Here is a 24,217-nt window from a genome sequence, read left to right as displayed (position 1 = left end):
TTTAAAAAATTATTCTTTTTATAAAAATAACAGACGAAATATATCGCCTGCTAAAACTATATAATATCCTTTTAAAAATCAATATGTTCACATTATAAATTTTTTTTAAAAAATTTATAATTCATCTATATTGCCACAAATAATATATTTAATTTTTTGACATATTTTTTCTTTACTCCAATTCCACCAACAAATAGATTGCAATTTTTCAATTGTATCATTATTAAATCTTTTTTTTATCGGTTTTGCTGGTACACCACCAACTATTGTATATGGTTCAACATCTTTTGTCACAACTGCTCTTGTTCCTATAATGGCTCCATTTCCAATATGAACACCAGACATAATAATAGATTCATATCCAATCCATACATCATTTTCTATAACAATATCCCCTTTATTATCCCAAGCCTGTATGATATCACTCTGCAAGAGATCATACTCTTCCCAAAAAATTGGAAATGGATAATTTGATAATGACTTTAAAGAATGATTTCCACTAGTAAAAATAAATTTAGCTCCACAAGCAATAGAACAAAATTTACCGATGATCAACTTATCATTATTTATAGGATAATGATACAAAACATTGTTTTTTTCAAAATAAATCGGATCATTTATAAAATCATTATATATCGTATAATCATCAATTTCTATATTAGGATTGGTAATAACATTTTTCAAGTAAACAGTTTGCATATCTCCTGTTCTTGGATATTTTTTTTCTTCTGGAATAGACATTATAAAACCTCCTGATATTTTTAATTATTCTCAAGATCTATTCCAGTATTTACAATGCAATATTTCATTCATTCACCGCCTGCAAATTATATATTTCTAATTTTATAAATATTTTTTACTTTATTCATAATTAAAAGTATCACATTATTAAAAACATTATACACTTATTATTAAAAAAATTCAACATAAAATACATTCATAATAGTTAATTCATTTGTGATTCAAAAGTTTCATCTGGAGATTTTATCAAAAATAAAATAGATACAAAAGCAGATAATAATATAGAAATCAACATTATAATATGTGCTGGGAAAAAATCTACAAAAAAACCATATAATATAGAACCAACTGGAACAGCTCCTTGAAATATGAGACTAACAACAGAAAAAACTCTTGCTCTTATATATGAAGGAGCCATTCTTTGCATATTTGTTTGAATTGGTATATTAATGATAATATTAAAAAAACCCCAAAAAATAACTAATATAAAAACAACAAAGAAAAAATTCCATAAATTACTATCAAAATTTCTTACTATATTTGGAAAAATAACTATAGAAACAAAAAATCCTACCATTAGTTGAAAAATCAACCCAAAACTTATACTCTTTCTTGATGAAACACTTATGAGGTATTTCCCAAATATAAGGCTTCCCAACAATGCTCCTATGGTAAATCCAGTTTGTAATAAACCATATTGTTCAGAAGAAAAACCTATCGTTTCTTTGAATACATAGGGAAAAACCACATATATTATAGGTGCAAGCAAAAAGTTTGTTATCGCTGCAAACATCATTAAATATTTTAAACCTACCTGTTTTTTTATAAAAACAACGCCTTCTTTAACATCATCAAAAAACGAATTAATTGTTATTTTTTTATTATTAGATTTAAAATCATATTTTATAAAAATTTCGGCAATTCCAGATATCAAAAAAGATAATGCATTGATTAAAAATACAATCTTTATACCTCCAAAAGAATATATAAATCCCCCAATGGCAGGACCTATAAGGCCAGAAATACTTGTAAGAGCACTTATTTTTGAATTTGCAATTGCATAATCTTCTTTAGAAACTAAGTCTGCCCTCATAGCAGAAGTAGAACTTGAAAAAATTCCATCCATTACAGATATGAAAATTTGAAAAATAAAAATCATAGTTAAAGAAATTTCAAATAAAAAAGCCCAAATAGCGAGAAACATCACCATAAAGCCTCTTATTATATCCATATATACCATAATATTTTTTCTGTTCAATCTATCCCCTAAAACTCCCGCTACAGGAGTAATTAAAATAAATGGAAACAACATTAAAAAAGTAAAAAAACCCGTTAAAGTTCCTGACCCCGTAATATCTAATATAAATAAAGGCATAGATATCATTTGGATTTGAGATCCCAATAATGAAACAAACATACCAATGGCAAAAATATTAAAATTCTTTTTCTGTAAAGATGTCATAAAACTCCCCCTGATATAATTTATATATAATTTATATATAAATTATATATAAAGAAGTATACTTTATTTCAAGGGGAATATTTCAAATTTAACGTTAATTTCTTGTAAAGTCAAGAGTTTACTTTATTTCAAAATTCAAAATTACTTATATCATTTTTTAAAGTTTCAGAAAGCATTGTGAGTTCTTCAATATTATCTCTTATAAATTGAACAGCATCAACTTGTTCTTTAAGACCCTCATTTGAAAACTCTATTTGATCTTTCATATCTTCTAATTTCTCTATAGTTTTTACCATAGAATTTTTTATATTATCTGTATATTCATTCTGTTCCTCGACATCAAAATTCAAATTTTTAATACCTTTTGCTATAGAAGAAATTTTATTATTTATATTTTCAAACTTATCAGAAACATCATCAATATCTTTCTTTGCTGATAAAACATAATCAAAAACCTTTTTAGATTTACCTTCTACATTTTCTGAACTGACATAAATGAGGTTAAGAATATCTCTTATCTTATCCGTAGATTTTTTGGATTCATCAGCTAAATTACGTATTTCTGATGCAACAACAGCAAATCCCTTTCCTGCTTCTCCAGCACGAGCCGCTTCAATAGAAGCATTTAAAGCTAACAAATTTGTCTGGTCTGTTATAGAATTTATCGAGTCAATTATATTTCCTATATTTGAAGTTAAATCTAAAAGTTTTTTTATTTCTTCAATATTTGAATTTGAAACATCTGAAGACTTTTTTATAATTCCAGAAACATTTTTTATAGAAGAATATCCTTCATCAGATAATCTATTAACTTCATCAGTAAAAATATTCAACTCTTCTGAAGATTTCAATATTCCAATAGATTTATCATTAATTTTCAGTATTTCTTCATTTATTATATCCATATTATTCTTAAAAGATAATGCACTTTCTGAAATCATATTTATTTGCCCGCTTATTTCTTCCGTACCAGCACCAGTCTCTTCTGCCGAAGAAGAAAGGTTAACAGCTGACAAATTGACTTGTTTAGACGATTCTTCAAAAGATATAAATATTTTTTGAAGTGTAGAAACCATATCAAAAAATTCTCTTGTTAAAATTCCAACCTCATCTTTTCTTTTCATTAAGTCTACAGATACTTTTTCATTTAGATTTCTTTTTTTCATAATTTTTGTAAGTCTTTTTAATGGTTTAGAAATGTAATTAGAAAAAAATACAGATACTATAATTATTATAAAAAATGTAATAGAAATACTCATTATTATAATTTTTCTAATCGTAAACGCACTTTTTAAAGCCTCTTCAAAATTTATCTTAGCCATTATTCCCCATTTCATACCATAAACATCTATATCCGAATAAGAAGATAAAACACTCTTACCATTATAATCAGTAATTATTTCCATCTTTGATTTTTTATCTAATTTTTCTACTGAAGCTCCAGTATCTACGTCTGTAACAATAGAAGCTTGAGATAAAATATCTAAATCATCATTTAAATATGTTCTCGATCTCATCTTATTATCTGATCCTACTATATATATTTCACCACTTTCACCAAGTCCAACCTTTTCATGTACAATATCATTTAAAGGTTGCATATTTATAATAAAAACTACAAATCCAACACTTTTATCCTCTTTAAAAACTGGCTTTCCTATAAACATAACTGGTTCTTTTAAAATATCAGAATAAATAAAATCTGTAAAACCAAAACCATTTTCTGCACTCATAAAAAAATCATTTAAACCAAATTCTTTTATATTAATCCCTAAATCAAACTTATTTTTAGCAGAAAAAACAATATTCCCCTCTTTAGAAACAAAAATAATGTCTGTATAATTATATTCATTGGCATAAAGTTCCGTATAATCAGAATATTTATTATAATAATCATTCCATAAATCTGATTCAACACCATATTCTTCAAAAGCATATACAAAATCTCTAACAGAATTTTTTATTTGTTTATTCTCGCTAAAAACATTTAAATCAATTTTTCTTTCTTTAAAATAATCTTCTATCTGTTCTTTTTTTAAAATTCTTATAGAGTCTAAATGATTAAAATTTTCTTTTTCAAACTCTTTAAAAGAAATATTATAAGATAAAAAACCATTTATCATCAATGGCAAAACTCCCATCAAAAAAATAATAATAAAAATTTTATATTTGATACTCAAAAAAACTCCCCCTTTAATCTACAAAAATTATATATCACTTAAATTATCCTATATAACTTTTAAAATCTCAAAATCATTTATGAAATTAAAATTATATAAAAGTAAAATTTGTAATTTTTTATAATCTTTTTATAAAAAAAGTTTATAATTTAATAATAAAAATCATAAAATCAAATCATCACATTCATGATAAAATATAATAAAAGCTATGAATTGGAGGAAAAAAATGAAAACCGCCAAAATAATGAAAATAAATGAAAAACATTTTGATTATATTACAAACGAAATAAAAGAAAAATACGAAAAAGATCCTTTTGAATTTCTTTTCATAGGATCCTCTGGATTTTATGTAAAACAAATTGCTGATGAATTATCAAAAAAAACAAATAAAACACTTAACAGAGATGCTTTTAGGGTTATAAACCAATATATAACAGAACTTCTTTTAAATTATGAACCAAATTCTACTTATATTGATAGAGATTTTTTAAAAGTCTATATAGAAAATGAAATTGGAAACCTTGTAAAACAATTTAAAAATGATGATGATGAATTTTCTTCTTATCTACAAGTCATATCAAAGTCTCAAAAATCAACAGAATATATATTAAATATATTCGAAAAAAAATGGGAAATATCAAGAGTTGAACAAAATCAACCACAAAATGAAGACATATTGAAATACTCAGAATTATACAGAAATATAGATGATTCAATAGATCCTGAATCAAACTTAATAAAACTGTATAAAAAAATAGAAAAAAGTTTAGAAGATTTCTTAAATCAAAAATTCGATAATTCAAAAACTTTTCAAAAAAATTTTGATCCTATAAGTGTTTATAAATGGTTTTATAACGAATTTCCAGAAATATTAAAATCCGAAAGAAAAGAAAAATTGGGAAAAACATTGATAATATCTGGTTTTTTTGATATGACTCCAATAATGGCAAAAGTTTTAAAATGCTTATTCTCTTTATTTGATGATGTATATTTTTATATATGGGAAGATGTAATGGATAGAGGTTTTAATTCATTGACTTCAGTATATGAATTTTTAAAGGATTCCGATTTTGAAATAAAACATAATTATATGGGCATAAATAAATTATTTAAAGAAAAAAATATATCTATATATCAAACTTCAGATTCAATATCTGAAATGGAAAATATTTCAAAAGAAATAAAAAAGAAGATCCTTTATGAAAATTTGAGTCCTTATGATTTTGCAATCATAACACCAGATAATTCATCTGCAAATATGTTTGCAGATTATTTAAATGAAATAAAAGTACCTTATAGATTCAAAAATGATATTCCATTATCTCAAAGTAGAATAGTTATAAAATTATTACAACCCTTAAAAACCGTAGTAAGAGGATATGAAGTAGAAGATATGATGGCGATGATAGAAACAGGATATGCAGGTGATTCTGAACTAACTATGGAAGAAATAGAATCTTATTTAAGACATTTAGATCTTCTATATTCAGAAGTAAAAACCTCTTTTGCACAAAGAAAAGCTTCTTGGTTTAATGCATTAAAAGAAGAAAAAAATAAAATACTTTCAAATTATAAACAAACAGAAGAAAAAGAGAGGTATGAAAAAACTTTAAATGAATTAAATTCTTTAGAAATAGTATTCAATAATTTATTTGATATATTAAAACAAGTAAAAGATTCTGACAAAAATAAAGAAGGATTTTTAATAAATACTTATAGACAACTCATAAAAGATTGGATAGATAAAGATATCATAAACCTTAATATATTTTCGGATGATGAATTAAACAAAAACCAATCGATAATAAGTGAATACAATGCATTAAATTATTTTGAACAATTTCTTTTAAAAACAGAAGAATCTCTTGAAAAAATATTAAAAAAGAATAAAAAGAAAAGAATAAAATTAGATGAATATTTCAGAATAATATCTGATTTAACTGAAATCGAAACTTATAGAGATTCTGAAAGATATCATAATACCGTTGAAATAATGAACTTAAATGATTCAAGATTCATACATAAAAAATATAAATATTATATAAATTTTTCAGAAGATTTTTATCCATTAATAACAATAAATCCATTTCTTTCTTCAATGTTAGACAATGGAACAAAACTTGCAAAAACCAATGAAAAAGTTCAAAGAAGAAATCTTTTAATTTCTATGGCTTTTGCTGAAAATATAATTTTCTCATATCCAATCTCAACATTGGGAGGTAAAACAATACTTCCTTCTATGTACGAAAAAGAATTCATAAAATTATTTAAAATCACTCCAAAGAAATTATACTCAGAAAAAAGACAAGTTCTTCCACAAAATGCTGATGAAATATACTCTTTTAATGAAGCTTTATTATATTATTTGATAAATGATATAAAAACAAATGATGATGATTTAAAAAATTCTAAAGAAAATATAAAAGAAATAAAAAATCATATAAAAAATACTCTATGGAATTCAAGAAACTCAATATCTATAAAAAATATATCTCATAATAAAATATCAAGTTATATAGACTGTCCTTTTAAATTTTATATGAGTTATATAGCTGGTATAAAAGGAGATATTGATTTCTCTATTTTTGCAACAGGTAATCTTAAACATAAAATCATGGAAAAATTATTTAAAAAATATCCTGATTTTTCTCAAATGAGAGAAAAATATTTCAATGAAGATGAACTACTTGAAGAAATTAAAAAAATAGCCAATCAAGAATGGGATGATACCATAAATAAAGGACTTGAAAAATATGAAGCTATAAAAGTTGTTGAGATTGAAAAAATCTCTGAAGAGCTTTTAGTTTCTATAGGTCATATATTAAATAAATATATTGAAATTAGAAAAAATATGGAATTAAATTATGATAAGGTGATAAAAACAGAATTGAGAGTAGACACTGATATCAATATAGGCAAATACAAAAATATAAATTTAACAACAAGAATAGACAGACTTGATATAACCTCAGGAGACTATTCATACATAGGTTTTGAAGGAAAAGATAGTTTTTTAGATGAATTAAAACAAGGAACTTATTCTATATTAGATTATAAAAACGGTTCAAGTTTCCAAAGTGAACAATTATTAATATACTATATTGGTTTAATTCATTCAGAAGAATGGAAAAATAAAATAAATGATAACATATACTTAAAATTTCAGCCTTTAACGATAAAAGATAATGGTCCTACAAAGAATATGCAAAATAAATTTATAAAAATACAAAAAAATATTGCCATAATAAAACAAAAAGGAAATTCAAAAAATTTTATTGGATTTGGTTTATATGAATTTTATGATTGGCTTGAAAAAACGATTGATTCTATATCAAATTCTGATTTTACTCCAATAGCTCAAAGAGATAGGATACATAAAAGATTTTTAGAAGAAATGCAAGAAAAATATAATACATATTCAAATGAAACATATTATGAATGTGACAAATGCCAATACAAAAAAATATGTTCAATAATGCAATATTTAGACAATTTTAAAATAAAAGAGAGTTGGTTTACAAAATGAATATATTAGATACTATAAATAAAAATCCAAATCAAAATTTTTTCATTTCTGCATCTGCTGGAACTGGGAAAACTTATACATTAACCCAATATTATATAAGCATACTTGAAAAAAACTATCCTGATGATGAAATAGTAGATAAAATACTTGCCGTTACGTTTACAAATAAAGCTGCCGGTGAAATGAGAGAAAGAATATTACAAGCAGTTTATGACAAAATAAATATCTTGCAAGAAAAAAATGTTCCAGAAAAAGAAATAGAATATTGGAATAATATAAGAATAAACCTTTCAAGAGCTTGGATAAAAACCATCGATTCATTCTGTTCAAAAATCTTAAGAGATAATAATATAATAATAGGCATAGACCCAAATTTTACAATGATATCTGAATTCAAAAAAGATAAAGAAATCGAAAAAGCTATATATTACTCATTAAAAACAGTTCTTGAGCTATACGAAAACAAAAAACCAGAAGACATAAATATGTTGTCTTCTGAAAGAAAAAATAAAGTAAATATAATAATATCTGAAATACAAAAAAATCCCTTAAGGTTCAAAGAAACTTTACATAATATTTTAAAAGATCCAGGAATGGATAAATTACAACAAAATCTAAAAACTATAGTAAGTAATTGGAGATTGGAAATGGAAAGAAGTATAATTTTTGAAGAATTTCCATTATCCAACAAAGAACTTGAAGAAATTTATATAGATTATATATGGTTATTCAAAATACTCTCTAACCTGTCAAAAGAGTATTATGAAAACTTCACAATAGATAATTTCCAATATGATTTCAAAGGTACACTTGAAAAAACTTTAAAAGCATTATCAGATGAATACATATTAAGAAAATATCAAAATAGATTTAAATATATAATAGTCGATGAATATCAAGACACCAATTATTTACAAAAAGAATTATTTGAAAAATTGCATACAAATGAAAATCATTTGTTTTATGTTGGAGATAGAAAACAATCTATATATAGATTCAGAGGTGCTGATGTATCAGTATTCTCAAAATCATATGATGAATTTAAAAAAAATAATTACACTATAGGAGCCTTATCAACAAACAGACGTTCTAACTCACAAATAGTAAATTTTGCAAACGAAATATCAAAACAAACATTATTTAAAAAAGAAAATATATACATCGATGATGTAGATTCATTATTAATAGATAACACATCTATTAATGATGATGATATATGTCATTTTGAAGAAGATGACAAAGAAGTTATCACTCCAAAACTATCAAAAGATGATAAATACAGAATAAAAATAATAAAAGCAATACCCGAAAAAAATAATGCTGAGCAAAGAAAAGAACTTGAAATAACTGCGATGATAAAAACTATAAAAAAATTAATAGGCCAAGAAATGTCTTTCAGAGAAAGGAAAAATGGAAAAATTCAACAAATAAAAAGAAAAATACAAGCAAAAGATATAGCTATATTATTGAGACAGATGACTGGATATGAAGATATAATAAAAAAAGAATTCTCAAAAAATAATATTCCATTTTATATTATTGGCGGAAAATCCTTTTATTTTCGTGAAGAAATACAATCATTATTAACAGCTCTTTCTGCAGTACAAAACCCTTACAACGATTTTGAATTTACAAGATATATGTTCTCATTAATAGGTACAATGACATTCGAAGAATATGATAAATTAATAAATGAAAAAAATGAACTCAATAAAAAATCAGAAAAACAATTAACTCTTTTTGAGACATTTCAAATATCAAAAGAAGAAAACAACTATTCAAAAAACACAAAAAAAGCTTTTGAAACACTAAAAAAATATAAAGATTTAAAATACTATATAAAGCCAACTAACATATTAAAAGGTATAGTAGAAGAAAATAATTATATATCAAAATTATCAGCTTTAGATGAATCTGAAATTGCAATTTCAAATGTAAAAAAATTAATTAATGAAGCAGAAAAATACAATACTATGGCTACATCGTTTGCTGAATTGGTAAGATTATTAAAAAAAGCCACAGATGTGAATGAAGAAGAAGCCGTTCTTGAAGATGAAAATTCAAACAGCGTAAAGATTCTTACAATACATAAATCAAAAGGTCTTGAATTTCCAATAGTAATAATGGGTGGACTTCATAGCAATATAGACAAAAAAGATAATTCTGAAATAGAATTCTCACTTCCAGATTTAAACGGGAATAGATATTTTTTACTAAAAAATATCTTTAAAGATGTATTAAAAGAAAGTGAAAATGATATTTTAAGATGGTTTAAAAATAATACCTTTTTAGAAAAAACAGAAAATAACAGACTTATATATGTTGGAATAACGAGACCAAAAGAACTTTTAATTCCAATAAATGTAGAAAATAAAAATAAAACAACTTATAATATATTCTTTGATGAATTAAAATATAAAGATATGGACATAATAAATATAGAAGAAATTGAAGATATATTTCTTGAAAAAATAGAAGATGATGAAGAAAAAGAAAAAAAATTAGTTCCTCAAATAAATTTAAAAGACTTGAAAAATAACGCTTATAAACAATATATAGCCCCAACATATCTAACAGGACTCATAGATAAACCTTCGGAAATAAATGATGATGATGATGAAAACATAATAGAAAAAGTTAATTTTAAAAAAGATGAACTATTTTCAAATCAAGAATTAATATTCAGAGGTTCTGATCTACACAGAAAATTACAAAGTGTTTATAATCTATCACAAATAAAAAATATGATAGAAAATAATGAACTACCAAATTTATTCGATCAAATACCAATAGTACAGTTTGCATTCAATACCAAAAATAAAATAATTAAAAATGAATGGAGACTTGTAAAAAATTTCAAAATAAATGATAAAGATTATATGCTATTTGGAATTCCTGACAAAGTGATAATACATGAAAACAATATATATATTATAGATTATAAATATTCCAATTTAAATCAAAATATAGATAAATATAGATTTCAGATAAATTTTTATTTATACCTGCTAAAAGACTTTGGAATTCCAAAAAAAGGTTATCTTCTAAGTATTAAAGAAAATAACAAATTCATAGAAATAGATTATGACAAAAATATTGAACAAAAAATAATTGAACTAATAAAAAATAATGAATAATAATTAAGAAAAAATTAAGTGAAACCTAAGGGAAGCTTAAGTAAAAATCATTAAAATATAATAAAGCTAATAAAAATTCACAAACCCCAAAATTATCATCCAGCCAGTTAATTTCAAAAAGCCCTGCAAGTCTTTTAATTACTGGTAAAAAAGAGCAATTCTTAAGAATTGCTCTTTTTTTGCACTCTTTATGTTAATTTTATAATAAATATAAAAAAATAGTGGTAATTTCTAATTTAAAAGAATATAATTTATAATATATAAACATCATATTCAAAACATTGAGAGGAGGGATTATATTGAATGATCAAAAACCTTCAAAAAACTCAAAACCAACTGATTTAAGAAATATAATTGCCTTAATAATAACTTTGGCAGTAATTACAATAACTATAATAGTTGCAATATGTACTTTAACTCTTCCAGAAAAACCTGATTTTGATTTTATAGGACAAAGTTTATTGCCATTATGGGGTACTTGGCTTGGAACCGTACTAGCCTTTTATTTTGGAAAAGCTAATTTTGATTCAGTTGCTAAAACTTATGAAAATGTTATAAACAATTTAAGTTCAGAAGAAAAAATGGAAAAAATACCTGTAGACGATGTTATGACACCCATAAACAATATAACTCATATAGATTATGATGAAACGCAATTAAATAGAACTATATTAGAAATATTGAATGATAAATTATTTAGTGGATATAATAGATTTGTATTCTTAGAAAAAAACAACATATTCAAATATGTAATACATAGAAGTACGTTCACAAATTTTATAGCCGACAAATTGAGGGATGAAACTATTGATGTCAAAAAATTAACTCTCAAAAATTTTATCGATGAAAAAGATAAAAATGAATATATAAAAGATATGCTAGATAATTCTTATAACTTCGTTGCTTTAAATGATAATCTACTCGATGCGAAAAATGCCATGAAATCATTAAAAAATTGTGAAGATGTTTTTGTAACTAAAACAGGTAGAGGAACAGATCCTGTATTGGGACTAATCACAAATAATATAATAATAAAATTCAGCAAAATTTAAAAGGCCTTAAAGGCCTTTTTTTATTTTATTGATAATAAATTTTTTAAACTCATCATAATCAAGATTGATCAAGAAATTGTGATCAACTTTCTTTAAATCAGTATACCCCATATCTTTAAAAACAGATAATTCAAACTCAAATAGATCAAAATCTTCCCCATCTTTCTTTTTTATCTTTTCATTCTCAGTTAATTCATCCATGAGAACATTGATTCTATTGATCTTATCAATATTGACAACATCTGGATATTCTTCAATAATTTTTGAACTTATATCTTTTCCTTTTATTAAACTTTCTATATAATCTATATTTTGCATTATAAGGCTTTTATCAACAATTTTAGAATGAGTAGTTAAATAGATGACATCATCATAATCAAGTAAACATTCAAGACTACTCTTAAATCTTTTCAAATCATGATAGCCAATACAAGGAATAGGAACCTCAGCTAAATCACCTATATACATTATTCTATCTTTCTTATCAAAACAAACCGAATCTCCAATAGTATGGCCTGGCAAATAAAAAAATTCAATACTTTCAGAATCAAAAAATAACTTACTTTCGAAAGTTATATCTGGAAGTTTTAAAACAACATCACCATTTATAAAATCATAATTATATTTTAAATCATACTCTCCTTTAAATAAAATATCCTCTCTACAGGCTTCTGAAGATATTATTACAGAATTTTTGTCAAATATGCAATTACCCCATATATGATCCCAATCTGCATGAGAATTGAAAACAACTATTCTTCTATCAATAATTTCATATTTTAAATAATCTAAAACATATTTCATAGTATTAGGACCTGTTTGGGTATCGCAAATAAAAAAATAAGTCTCACCTTTTATTCCATAAACTATTGTATCAGTTAAAGTCGTTTCATATTCATTAAAATCAAATATATAACCTCGATTTCCAATTCTTTCAACATTCATTTAAAGCGCCCCCTAAAAAATATTATCATATTAATAATAACAGAAAAACTTAAAATAATATCTTTAAAATAAAATTTCTTTGATGTATAATAATATGTATATTTATTAATAGGAGTGATTTTAATGAAAGTTGAACTACTTGCACCTGCAGGTAATTTTGAATCTATGAAAGCTGCATTTTCAAATGGAGCTGATGCCGTTTATCTTGGTGGAAAATCTTTTAATGCAAGATCTTCTGCAAATAATTTTGATGATGATGAATTAAAAATGGCAATAAATTATGCCCATTTAAGAGATAAAAAAGTACATATTACATTCAATACATTAATAAATGACTTTGAAATCGATAAAGCAATAAAATATCTTGATTATATCTACTCAATAAATGCAGATGCAATAATAGTTCAAGATACAACTATAGCCTATATAATAAAAAATAGATATCCAGATCTTCCAATACATGCGAGTACTCAAATGTCTGTACACAACACTCAAACAGCTAAATTATTAAAAGAAGCCGGTTTTACAAGAATAATACCCGCTAGAGAAACATCATTAAGGGATATAGAAAATATAATAAACAATGTAGATATAGAAATAGAAACATTCATTCATGGAGCTTTATGTGTAAGTTACTCTGGTCAATGTCTAATGAGCAGTTTAATAGGTGGAAGAAGTGGAAATAGAGGAAAATGTGCCCAACCATGTAGAATGCAATATTCACTTGTAAAATTAAAAGAAGATAAAATAATAAAAGATGCTTATATACTTTCAACTCGTGACTTAAACACAATAGATAAAATACCTCAATTAATAAAAAGTGGTATAAAATCTTTTAAAATTGAAGGAAGAATGAAAAAACCACAATATGTAGCGACTGTAGTAAATGCTTATAGAAAAGCTATCGATTCATATTATGAAAACACAAATAAACTTTCAAACAAAGATATAGAGGATATCACTCAAATATTCAATAGAACCTTTACAAAAGGATATACTTTCAATGAATATGGAAATGAAATAGTAAACACAAATAGACCAGATAATAGAGGCTTAGAATTAGGCAGAACAATTTCTTATGATAGCTATAAAAAACTTTTAAAAATAAAATTAATAAGAGAATTAAATCTAAAAGATGGCATAGAAGTTATAGATCCTATAAATACAAACAAAGGAACTCGTATAGATAAAATCTATATAGATGATAAAGAAGTTCAAAATGCACAAAAAGATGAAATAGTTGAAATACCTTTCAAATTTTTTATGGACAAAAATTTAATTATAAACAAGACATACGATGAAAAACTAAATGATAAAGCAAAAAAAAGTTATGATGAAGATTTAAAAGTACCTTTAAATATAGAAATGACAATAATAAAAAATAATCCCATAGAATTAATTTTAAAATACAAAAATTTAAAAATAAATCAAAAAAGTGATTTTATAGTTGAAAAATCAGAAAAAAAACCTACTTCAAAAGAAAATATTGAAAAAAATATCTCTAAACTTGGAAACACACCTTATTTCGCAAACAGTATAATAATAAAAGGCGATGAAGATATATTCATACCAATATCTAAAATAAATGAATTGAGAAGAAATGCCATAGAAGAACTCGACAAAAAAAGATTATCTTATTCAAAAGAAATTAAAAATTTTAATCTTATAAAAAAATCAAGATCTGAAAATGCCTTAGAATTAAACATGAGCATAATAAATCCAGAACAGTTTATAAATAATGATAGAGGAAATACTTATTTATATAATTTCAAAAACTATAACTTAAAAGAAAATACAATTCCAGCATATTCCAGAATAACAGAAAATGATGAAATAGAAGAAATAAAAAAACAAAATATAAATTCAGATAAAATCATGGTTGGAAATCCAGGACTAATAAACATATTCAAAAACAAACAAATAATACTTGATTATTCTTTTAACATATTCAATAGTTATTCACACAAAATATGGAACAATGAAAACATCAAAAAAATAACTTTATCACCAGAAATGAATATTTATCAAATGCAAAGATTTGTAGAAAACACCGACATAGACTATGAAGTAATAATTTATGGAAGAATACCAGCAATGATAAGTAAATATTGTGCAATATCAAGTCAATCAGGTCCAGATAAACCAAAATGCAACTTATGTAAGGAAAGTGACTATTCTTTAATAGATAAAAAATATTATGAATTTCCAATAATAACAGACTTAAAATGTAGAATGCATGTATTAAATTCATTCCCATTAAACTTATACAATAAAATAAATGAAATGAAAGAAAAAGGCATAAAAAAATACAGATTATTCTTTACAAATGAAAAAAAATCCGAAATAGAAAAAACTTATTCATTATTCTCTGATTTAATATTCAATGAAAATTATAATTTAGAATATGAAGAAGAAATATTGGCAAGCACAACAAAAGGACATTACTTTTCTGATATATAAATCCATAAATATTTTTTGTTAATTAAAGATAAAAATAAAGGCTAAAATATGTTATAATATATTTAAGATAATATTAAAATATTATTATAATATGAGGAGCGGATAAAAATGACCTCCGGAGATGTTTTAGCCATAATGCAAGAAAGAGGCACAGAACAAAACAAAAAAATATATATAAAACATGGTTCTGGAAATAAAACTTTGGGTGTAAGTTTTAAAGATATAAAAGAAATTCAAAAAAATATAAAAAAAGACCATGAATTATCTTGGGAGCTTTGGAAAACAGAAATACCTGATGCTCAAATACTGGCAACTATGATAGCCGATCCTAAACTAATGACTGAATATCAAATAAACAAATGGATAAAAGATATAAATTATTATGTACTTGCTGATTATTTTTCATCATTAATATCAAGAACACCTTTTTGGATGAAAAAAGTAAAACAATGGACAAATTCAGAAAAAGAATATATAAGAAGATGTGGATATGGAATAATATCAAATTACTGCAAAAATTCTAAAGAAAAAGATATAGACTTTCTAAAAGCTTATTTGATAAAAATAGAAGCTGAAATACATAATTCAAAAAATCGAGCCAAAGAAATGATGAACAATGCTTTAATCTCAATCGGTTTTTTTACTCCAGAGTTAAAAAATATGGCCATTGAAGCTGCAAAAAAAATCGGCAATATCGAAATAGATCATGGTGAAACAAAATGTAAAACTTACAATGCCTTTGAATATCTTACAAAAAAAGAAAAATTTAAAAAATTTAAAAACTAAGGGTTTAAAACCCTTAGTTTTATTTTTATATTGACTTATCATATACTATGTTATAAATAGTGAAATTTAATCATTTATTAACTTCAAATATAAAAATAGCCTTGACCTTATAGTTACTATAATGTTTATAATCATATAGGAAATTAAATTAAGAAATTAAGGAGTGATTAAATGGAAAAGATTTTTGGTCAAAAATGGACTTTTACAAAATTCAGTAAATTCGTTTTTCCATCAATTCTAACACTAATATTCATAGCATTATATGGTATGGTTGATGGAATATTTATATCAAGATACGTTGGTAAAGAAGCTCTTGCGGGACTAAATATGGTATTACCGGTAGTATCTACAAGTCTTGCACTCGCATTGATGCTTTCAGCTGGAACAAACACGATAATAGCCATAAAACTTGGAGAAAAAAAAGAAAAAGAAGCCCGTGAACTTTTTACTTATTCTATTTTTCTAACTATAATAACGGGTTTTATAATGGCTGTTTTAACGATTTTATTCATAGATCAAATATTAGGTCTATTGGGGGTAAATGAAAAACTCTATGAATACAGTAAAACTTATATAATGATATATGCAATATTTTTTCCAATATATGTTCCAAAAATATTTTTTGAATATGCAACGAGAACAGATGGAAATGCAGGATATTCATTATTTTTATGTGTAATAGGTGGAGTTATAAATATAATACTCGATTATTTATTCATAGGCGTATATGGTTGGGGAATAGCTGGGGCAGCTTGGGGAACTGTTTTAGGTCTATTATTTGCTTTTATAGCAGGATTTTTATATTTTTTAAAACCCAAAATATTAAAATTATCAAAATTTAAATTTAATTTCAAATTCATAATCGAAAGTATTTACATAGGAGCTTCAAACTTTGTAAATCAATTCTCTATAAGTATTGCTACTCTCTTATTTAACAATATAGCTTTAAAATACTATGGTGAACTCGGTGTTGCTGCAATATCAATAATAATGTATATAAACTTCATGGTATTTTCTGTAATGATAGGTATGTCAACGGGTATGCAACCAGTCATAAGTTATAATTTTGGTTCTAAAAACTATGACAATATAAAAAGAGTGATAAATTTTGCAATGATAATAGGTTTCACATTTGCAATAATAAGTTTTTTATTCACTTATTTTTATAATTCATTGATAATAAACCTATTCTCAAAAGACGATCCGGCTCTAAAAAATTTAGTAGAACATGGATTTAAATTTATATCATTTGCATATTTATTTAGTGGGTTTAATATAATAAATGCTTCTACATATGCAGCTTTAAAAGAAAGTTTAAAATCCATAATAATATCTATAAACAGAAGTTTAGTATTTATAGTTATGGGATTAATAATAATGACAAATCTTTTTGAAGCAGATGGTTTATGGTTAACAACTGCCTTTGCAGAATTCATAACTTTTATAACAAGTTTATTATTCATGATAAAAGATGTTCAAAATTCTAAAATATTTAAAAACAAACAAATAATATACTCAACAAAAAAATGAGATTATCTAAAAAAGATAATCTCATTTCTCATAATTTTGAAATTGGTAATGCTTTATACTGCATAAAATCTTTTTTACCTGATTTTATAGCCTTCTTAGGACAATAAGAAATACATCTCATACAACTTTGACAATTATCCATTATTTTAGGATAATCTTCTTTTATTATATTAGAAACTGGACATATTCTTGAACATAATCCACAATTTATACATTCATTTTCATCTATATGAAGTTTTAAAAATTTTTGCATAAAATTCCATATCCATTTACTATTTGCAACAGGAATAAACATATCTGTCAAAAATTTATTCTTCGGTATATCTTTATTTTGATTTATAACTTTTTCTAAAAAATCTTTTAATTTATCTATAGCTTTTGTTTTTATACTATTATTCTTTAACTCATCTATACTTTTAGGAACTAAATTACTTGGCATTGTTATTTCTTTTATTCCTAAAATATTATATCCCTTTTTAGAAAATTCATTTTTAATATATTTTGGAACACCACTATATGGACCAGCAAGTGTAGTAAAAACAAAAAAATTAAACTTTCCAATTGGTAATTCCTCTATAAACTCTCTAACAAAAGGATATGTAGTATGAACCGCCACGGGAAAAGCTATACAATTAATATCATCTTCATTCAAAAAAGATACATCCTTTAAGTTTTCTAACTTAAATTTATTTATTGTATAATCTTTTTCTTCAAAAAAAGAAATCGTTTCATCTACCAATGTCTTAGTATTTCCAGTTCCAGAAAAATAAATTATATTCAATACTTTTTTATCCATAAATCATCTCCAAATTTTTTATACTCAAAATACCATTATTGCATAAAAATTATTATAATATTATTAAAAAAATTAGTGATAAGTAAATAATTTGTTATAATAATTATTAAAAGGGGGAATTATTTTGAAAATAAAAGTTGACAGACTTTCTTCATTTGCAGAAACAATCAATGGTGGAAACCCTGCTGGTATAGTATTAAATGCAGATAACTTTGATGAAAAAAAGATGAAGTTAATTGCTAAAAATATTGGATATTCAGAAACTGCATTTGTTTCTAATTCAAATAAAGCAGATTTTAAAATAAGATTTTTTACTCCAAAAGAAGAAGTAAATCTATGTGGCCATGCAACAATTGCTGCTTTTTCACTTTTAATAAAAGAAAAAATAATATCTCAAGGTAAATATACTCAAGAAACAAAAGATGGTATATTAGAAATTGAATGTAATAAAAACTCTGAAATCTTTATGAATCAAAATCTTCCAAATTTCCAAGAAAAATTGAATCAAGAATTAATAACAAATGCATTAAACATAGATAAAAATGAACTTTTAGAAGATATACCAATAGAGATAGTATCGACTGGATTAAATGACTTAATGATACCTATAAAATCTTTAGAGGCATTAAATCAAATAACTCCAAATATGAAAAAAATAGAAAATATTTGTAATCAAAATAATATTGCAAGCTTTCATTTATTTTGTATTCCAAAAAATGAATTTCATGCATCTTCAAGAAATTTTGCTCCACATCTTGGAATACCAGAAGAATCAGCAACTGGTACTGCAAGTGGTGCATTGGGATGTTATTTAATAAAACATAAAATATATGAAGCAAATAAACAATTATTATTTCAACAAGGTTTGAGTATGAATAAACCATCAAAAATAAAAGTAATAATAGAAAAAACAACAACAATAAATGCAGTAAAAGTAGGAGGTAAAGCTATATACTTAGATTCTATATATATGTAAAATAAATAATAAACCTCCAAAGTAGTTTTATAATTTTTATAAATTATAATCCACTCTGGAGGTATTATTTTTAAATCTTATACATCTATTATCCTATTGTTTTTTCTTCTTTTTCAAGAATATCTACAAACTCTGAATAATCTATCAAATCAACTTTAGAAGTACTTTCATCATAACCTCTACTCAAAAAATCATCTTTTAAAACATATTTTTTACCTTTTATTTCATTCACTTTTTCATCCCTTGCCCAAAAAGCTCCATTTTGAATAAATACGACAGAATCATCTGATTTTGTATTAGATATGAGAATTTTTGCAGCAGGATTATCAAGACCATGCTTTACCAATACTAGTGCCATTTAAAACACCTCACATAAAGATTACATTATCAAAAGAATGAAAAAAATCATTTAATTCTTCTTCTTTCATTATTTTTGCATTAAAATTTTCATCTATATCAGAAACACCAAATTTTTCAAAATGTTCTTCAACTCCAAAAACTTCCGTTTCATATCTTTTCACAAATCTATGAACCATACTTATAGGAAGCAACCCAAGAGTTTCAGGTTTTGTATTCTTACTTAAAGATATACTTGCTTCATCAACAAATAAAACTGATGGTTCTATATCTTCTCCATACATACCAAACGCTGTTCTGAAAGCTTCATTAGTCCAAATCGATCCAACTGGCGCCTGATAGACAACAAATAATATTTTTTTATCCATTAAACTCCACCTCACGCCATGAAATTTATAAATCTATCTGAATTATATACAAGTTCTGCTAATTCTGGAAGTCCACTTATTCTTGAACCTTTAATTATATTCTCTTTAGAAACTCCCCTATAATCCATACATATACCACAAATTTCAACATTCAATTTTTTTTCTTCGATCATAGTTTCAAGAATTCTAGGTATATCTCTATCAACTCTTATAGGTTTAACAAGTGAATTTATAGCTAAAACAGAATCACAAAATAAAAATATGCTCACGTCATGGCCTTTATCTAAGGCTGCATCTGCAATTTTTATAGCAGAATCTATATCTTCATAAGTATAAGGTTGAGCCATCACCTGTATAGTGATTTTCATATAAAAAACCTCCTGAATTAATCTCTTTCAAACATGAACCATGTCATTGTCCAGTTTCCTAAAATAAAGAATATTGATGCAACTATTGAACTTATACCAAGCATAGGCAATCCAACAAAGAAATGACCTATATTACAACCATAATCTATTGAAGCACCAAAACCCATCATAGCTCCACCAATCATAACTCTTACATATGTCATAGGATCCTTTGGCATTCTAAGTTTAAATTCTTTAGCTGCTATAGCTGAAACTGCAGAACCTAAGATTATACCTATAATAGACAATGCACCCCAATCAAGTTTAACACCTGTTAAGAAACTATTCCATAGATTAACCCATGGACCTGTAATACCAAAACCATAATTTCTTCCAGCTGCATAACTAACTATATAAGCAACACCTGAAAGAATTGCAAGTAATATAGATAAAGTTATCCAATTTATTTTAGATTCTCTATGTGTAGTTTTCGTTCCAAAAACATACCATAATAACAATGCTGCTATTATAATTGCAGGTATCCAAGGATTTATATTTAAAATAGAAGATACTGTAATACCTGTAGTTTCTGCATATAGTTCGCTCTGTCCTGTTACTTTAACATCATATGGTTTTAAAGCTTTAATTATAAAATTCAAAGAACCTTTTTTAGTAGCATAAGCAGTTAAACCATAAAAAATTGCTGCAAACCATGCAGTTGTCATACCTTCTCCAATTCTATATGTAACTCCGGAAGCACAACCGCCACCAAGAACCATACCCATACCAAATATAAATGCCCCAAGTACAGTTCCTATCCAGTTAAAAGCAGCCGGATTCATTCTTATCCAACCAAATTGTGCAAAAAAATGAAATAATATCATTGAAATTGCAACAGATAAAACAGCTATTTTAAATAAATAATTGTCTTTCATAAGTTTTATATCACGAAATGCAGAATTAAAACAAACCCTACCCCTTTGTAACAATATACCAAACAAAAAACCCATCAGTAATCCTGTCCAAGTCATTTAAAAAACCCCCTTATTATCATCCCGATTTTTTAATTTACTTTAATATAAATTTTCCATTCTGATGTTCCAGCATCTTTAACTTCTAAAACTTCATGTCCCATTTTTTTTACAGTTTCTGGAATTCTTTCTTTAGACATCGGATAGTCTATTAATACTTCAAGTATTTCTCCTGCTTTCATCTTTTTCAAAGCTCTCTTTGTTTCAACATCAGGTACAGGACAAACTTCTCCCATAACATCAAGTGTTTTAGTAACATTGTAATCTGCCATATATAACACCTCCATACTATTGTGAAATATTATGAATTTTTTCACATATTGTTTTAAATTACAATCGTGTTATGATAAACACAATTTTTTATGACTTTCAATATGATTATAAATCTATTTCCTAAACTCAAGTTTGATTATTTATTACAGTTTGGTTAAACAAGAAAAAGACTTTGATTATTAATAAAGAATTATTTTTATCATGTAAAAATCAAAATAAATTTTTCACATGATATATTAATTTTAAAAAGTTTTTAATTTTTTAAATTTTTTTGTCCTCTCAATATGAATTATAGTTTTTAATTTTAAAGTAACACTTTCTTTATCCTTTCAATTTGGTTAACTTTTGTTCATTAAAAAAAATATAAATATAAAAAAGTTAAATAAACATTTTGGAAGTTAAAAATAATATAGTAAAATTTAATATGAAAAAAATAATATGGGGGTGAATCATTTTGATAAAAGAAAGATTAAAAAACATAAGAAAACTTATGCAAGAAAATGAAATTTCAGCTTATATAGTACCAAGTTTTGATGCTCATAAAAGCGAGTATGTTGCAGAATACTGGAAATGTAGAGAATTTATAACCGGATTTACCGGATCTGCTGGTACAGCTGTTATTTTAAAAGAAAAAGCAGGTCTTTGGACTGATGGAAGATATTTTATACAAGCAGAAAAACAATTAAAAAATTCTACAATAGAACTTTTTAAAATGGGAGAACCAGATACTCCTGATTTTAAAGAATGGATTTTTGATAATCTTGAAGAAAATTCAAAAATTGGATTTGATGGCAGAACTTTTTCATTGAATGAAATAAGAGAATTAAAAAATATTCTAGATAAAAAAAACATAGAATTAATATATGATATAGATTTAATAGATAAAATTTGGAATGATAGACCAATAATTCCAAATGATCATATAATGGATCATGATATAAAATTCGCAGGAAAATCCAGAACTGAAAAGAAAAAAGAAGTTTTAGCTGAACTGAAAAAAAGAGAATGTGATTCCTTATTACTTTCTTCTTTAGATGATATAGCTTGGTTACTCAATTTAAGAGGACATGATGTAAATAATAACCCTGTTTTTTATTCTTATTGTTTTCTGAATAAAGACTCAACTATTTTATTTGTGGATAAAGAAAAAATTTCTAATGAACTAATCGAAAAATTAGAATATGATGGAATAAAAATAGATGATTACATAAAAATCTTTGATTTTGTAAAAAATTTAAAATCAAAAAAAATATTCATAGATCCTGATAAAACAAGTTATTTACTTTATATGTCTATAAATAAAAACATAAAATTACTAGAAGATATAAACATAACAACTCTGATGAAATCTAAAAAAAATGAAATAGAAATAAACAACTTAAAAAAATCTCATATTAGAGATGGTATTTATATGGTTAAATTTCTGAAATGGATAGATGAATCAGAAAAAACTGAACTTGATGAAATAAAAGCACAAGAAAAACTAATAAATTTAAGATCTAAAGATAAATATTCTAAAGGTTCAAGCTTTGATTATATATCTGCCTATAAAGAAAATGCCGCAATGATGCATTATAAAGCTACTAAAAATTCTAATAAAAAATTTGAAAACAAAGGCTTCTATCTTTTAGATTCTGGTGAACAATATCTCGATGGAACCACAGATATAACTCGTACTATTAAGATAGGAGAATTAACAGAAACAGAAAAACGTGATTATACATTGGTCTTAAAAGCAATGATAAATCTATCAATGGGGAAATTTTTATATGGATGTACAGGGACTAATCTCGATATACTCGCAAGAAGACCTATATGGGAATATGGATTGGACTATAAATGTGGAACTGGACATGGAATAGGGTTCTTTTTAAACGTTCATGAAGGCCCTCACGGTATTAGAACACAATATAATAAATACAAACTTGAAGATGGAATGATAGTTACCAATGAACCTGGTATATATATAAAAGACTCACATGGTATAAGAATTGAAAATACTCTTTTAGTCAAGAAATCTGAAAAAACTGAATTTGGACAATTTATGGAATTTGAAACAATAACAGTCTGTCCAATAGATACAAGGCCTATCATAAAAGAATTAATGTCAAAAGAAGAAATTAAATGGTTAAACGATTTCCATAAAAATGTCTATGATAAACTTGAAGAATTCTTAACAGAAGATGAGAAAGAATGGCTTAAAAATGCCACAAATCCATTATGAAAAAAATTAAAAAACAAATAGTATAA

Annotated in this window: 18 protein-coding genes; 8 read left to right on the top strand and 10 right to left on the bottom strand. The window is 24.9% G+C overall.

Features of this window, described 5'->3' with window-relative positions:
• Window positions 1-114: 114 nt before the first annotated feature.
• The 3 genes from C7380_RS07685 to C7380_RS07675 form a co-directional block, all read right to left on the bottom strand.
• Window positions 115-741 (bottom strand): CatB-related O-acetyltransferase, encoded by a 627-nt coding sequence (locus C7380_RS07685; RefSeq protein ID WP_109604920.1) that lies wholly within the window; start codon window positions 739-741, stop codon window positions 115-117.
• Window positions 742-946: 205 nt separating this feature from the next.
• On the bottom strand, window positions 947-2,203 hold the full coding sequence (locus C7380_RS07680) for an MFS transporter (RefSeq protein WP_109604919.1): 1,257 nt from the start codon (window positions 2,201-2,203) through the stop codon (window positions 947-949).
• Between the two features lie 128 nt (window positions 2,204-2,331).
• Window positions 2,332-4,383 carry a methyl-accepting chemotaxis protein gene (locus tag C7380_RS07675; RefSeq protein ID WP_109604918.1) on the bottom strand — a complete coding sequence of 684 codons (2,052 nt, stop codon included), beginning with the start codon at window positions 4,381-4,383 and terminating at the stop codon, window positions 2,332-2,334.
• Window positions 4,384-4,609: 226 nt separating this feature from the next.
• Here C7380_RS07675 and C7380_RS07670 point away from each other — a divergent pair, with 226 nt between their 5' ends.
• The 3 genes from C7380_RS07670 to C7380_RS07660 all read left to right on the top strand — a co-directional run bounded on the left by C7380_RS07670 (window position 4,610) and on the right by C7380_RS07660 (window position 12,098).
• Entirely contained in the window at window positions 4,610-7,909 is a 3,300-nt protein-coding gene (locus C7380_RS07670; RefSeq protein ID WP_158274841.1) for a PD-(D/E)XK nuclease family protein, read from the top strand.
• Window positions 7,906-11,046, top strand: a complete 3,141-nt coding sequence (locus C7380_RS07665) for a UvrD-helicase domain-containing protein (RefSeq protein WP_109604916.1) — start codon at window positions 7,906-7,908, stop codon at window positions 11,044-11,046. The genes C7380_RS07670 and C7380_RS07665 overlap by 4 nt, the downstream gene beginning before the upstream one ends.
• Before the next feature lie 299 nt (window positions 11,047-11,345).
• A complete protein-coding gene (locus tag C7380_RS07660) occupies window positions 11,346-12,098 on the top strand; it encodes a hypothetical protein (protein ID WP_109604915.1) in 753 nt (250 codons plus the stop codon).
• A 6-nt stretch (window positions 12,099-12,104) separates the two neighbouring features.
• Here C7380_RS07660 and C7380_RS07655 read toward each other — a convergent pair whose 3' ends face one another.
• Window positions 12,105-13,043, bottom strand: coding sequence for an MBL fold metallo-hydrolase (locus C7380_RS07655; protein ID WP_109604914.1), 939 nt, complete (start codon window positions 13,041-13,043; stop codon window positions 12,105-12,107).
• Window positions 13,044-13,166: 123 nt separating this feature from the next.
• On the opposite strand from C7380_RS07655, the gene C7380_RS07650 reads away from it, so the two are divergent.
• From C7380_RS07650 to C7380_RS07640, 3 genes are all read left to right on the top strand, one after another.
• Entirely contained in the window at window positions 13,167-15,503 is a 2,337-nt protein-coding gene (locus tag C7380_RS07650; RefSeq protein ID WP_109604913.1) for a U32 family peptidase, read from the top strand.
• Between the two features lie 108 nt (window positions 15,504-15,611).
• On the top strand, window positions 15,612-16,289 hold the full coding sequence (locus C7380_RS07645) for a DNA alkylation repair protein (RefSeq protein ID WP_109604912.1): 678 nt from the start codon (window positions 15,612-15,614) through the stop codon (window positions 16,287-16,289).
• 171 nt (window positions 16,290-16,460) lie between these two features.
• Window positions 16,461-17,819 carry an MATE family efflux transporter gene (locus C7380_RS07640; RefSeq protein ID WP_109604911.1) on the top strand — a complete coding sequence of 453 codons (1,359 nt, stop codon included), beginning with the start codon at window positions 16,461-16,463 and terminating at the stop codon, window positions 17,817-17,819.
• 28 nt (window positions 17,820-17,847) lie between these two features.
• Here the strand turns inward: C7380_RS07640 and C7380_RS07635 are convergent, their stop codons facing one another.
• On the bottom strand, window positions 17,848-18,615 hold the full coding sequence (locus C7380_RS07635; RefSeq protein WP_109604910.1) for an EFR1 family ferrodoxin: 768 nt from the start codon (window positions 18,613-18,615) through the stop codon (window positions 17,848-17,850).
• A gap of 124 nt (window positions 18,616-18,739) precedes the next feature.
• Between C7380_RS07635 and C7380_RS07630 the strand changes: the two genes are divergently transcribed.
• A complete protein-coding gene (locus C7380_RS07630; protein ID WP_109604909.1) occupies window positions 18,740-19,591 on the top strand; it encodes a PhzF family phenazine biosynthesis protein in 852 nt (283 codons plus the stop codon).
• 88 nt (window positions 19,592-19,679) lie between these two features.
• Here C7380_RS07630 and tusB read toward each other — a convergent pair whose 3' ends face one another.
• Genes tusB through C7380_RS07605 form a run of 5 tightly spaced genes read right to left on the bottom strand, consistent with a single transcriptional unit; the run spans window position 19,680 to window position 21,966 of the window.
• A complete protein-coding gene (gene tusB, locus C7380_RS07625; protein WP_109604908.1) occupies window positions 19,680-19,949 on the bottom strand; it encodes a sulfurtransferase complex subunit TusB in 270 nt (89 codons plus the stop codon).
• 10 nt (window positions 19,950-19,959) lie between these two features.
• Window positions 19,960-20,316, bottom strand: coding sequence for an intracellular sulfur oxidation protein (locus C7380_RS07620; protein ID WP_109604907.1), 357 nt, complete (start codon window positions 20,314-20,316; stop codon window positions 19,960-19,962).
• An 11-nt stretch (window positions 20,317-20,327) separates the two neighbouring features.
• Window positions 20,328-20,684 carry a DsrE/DsrF/TusD sulfur relay family protein gene (locus C7380_RS07615; protein ID WP_109604906.1) on the bottom strand — a complete coding sequence of 119 codons (357 nt, stop codon included), beginning with the start codon at window positions 20,682-20,684 and terminating at the stop codon, window positions 20,328-20,330.
• Between the two features lie 17 nt (window positions 20,685-20,701).
• The gene (gene tsuA / locus C7380_RS07610; RefSeq protein WP_109604905.1) at window positions 20,702-21,694 is read right to left on the bottom strand and encodes a thiosulfate transporter TsuA; all 993 of its coding nucleotides are present in this window, start codon (window positions 21,692-21,694) and stop codon (window positions 20,702-20,704) included.
• Between the two features lie 32 nt (window positions 21,695-21,726).
• On the bottom strand, window positions 21,727-21,966 hold the full coding sequence (locus C7380_RS07605; RefSeq protein WP_109604904.1) for a sulfurtransferase TusA family protein: 240 nt from the start codon (window positions 21,964-21,966) through the stop codon (window positions 21,727-21,729).
• A 455-nt stretch (window positions 21,967-22,421) separates the two neighbouring features.
• Between C7380_RS07605 and C7380_RS07600 the strand changes: the two genes are divergently transcribed.
• Complete coding sequence (locus C7380_RS07600; protein WP_206050561.1) at window positions 22,422-24,191, top strand: aminopeptidase P family protein; 1,770 nt, start codon at window positions 22,422-22,424, stop codon at window positions 24,189-24,191.
• Window positions 24,192-24,217: the final 26 nt, after the last annotated feature.

This window comes from Oceanotoga teriensis (assembly GCF_003148465.1).
GTDB classification, from domain to species: domain Bacteria; phylum Thermotogota; class Thermotogae; order Petrotogales; family Petrotogaceae; genus Oceanotoga; species Oceanotoga teriensis.
The sequence above is the reverse complement of the archived record's forward strand: the minus strand, read 5'-3'. Positions and strand labels throughout refer to the sequence as shown.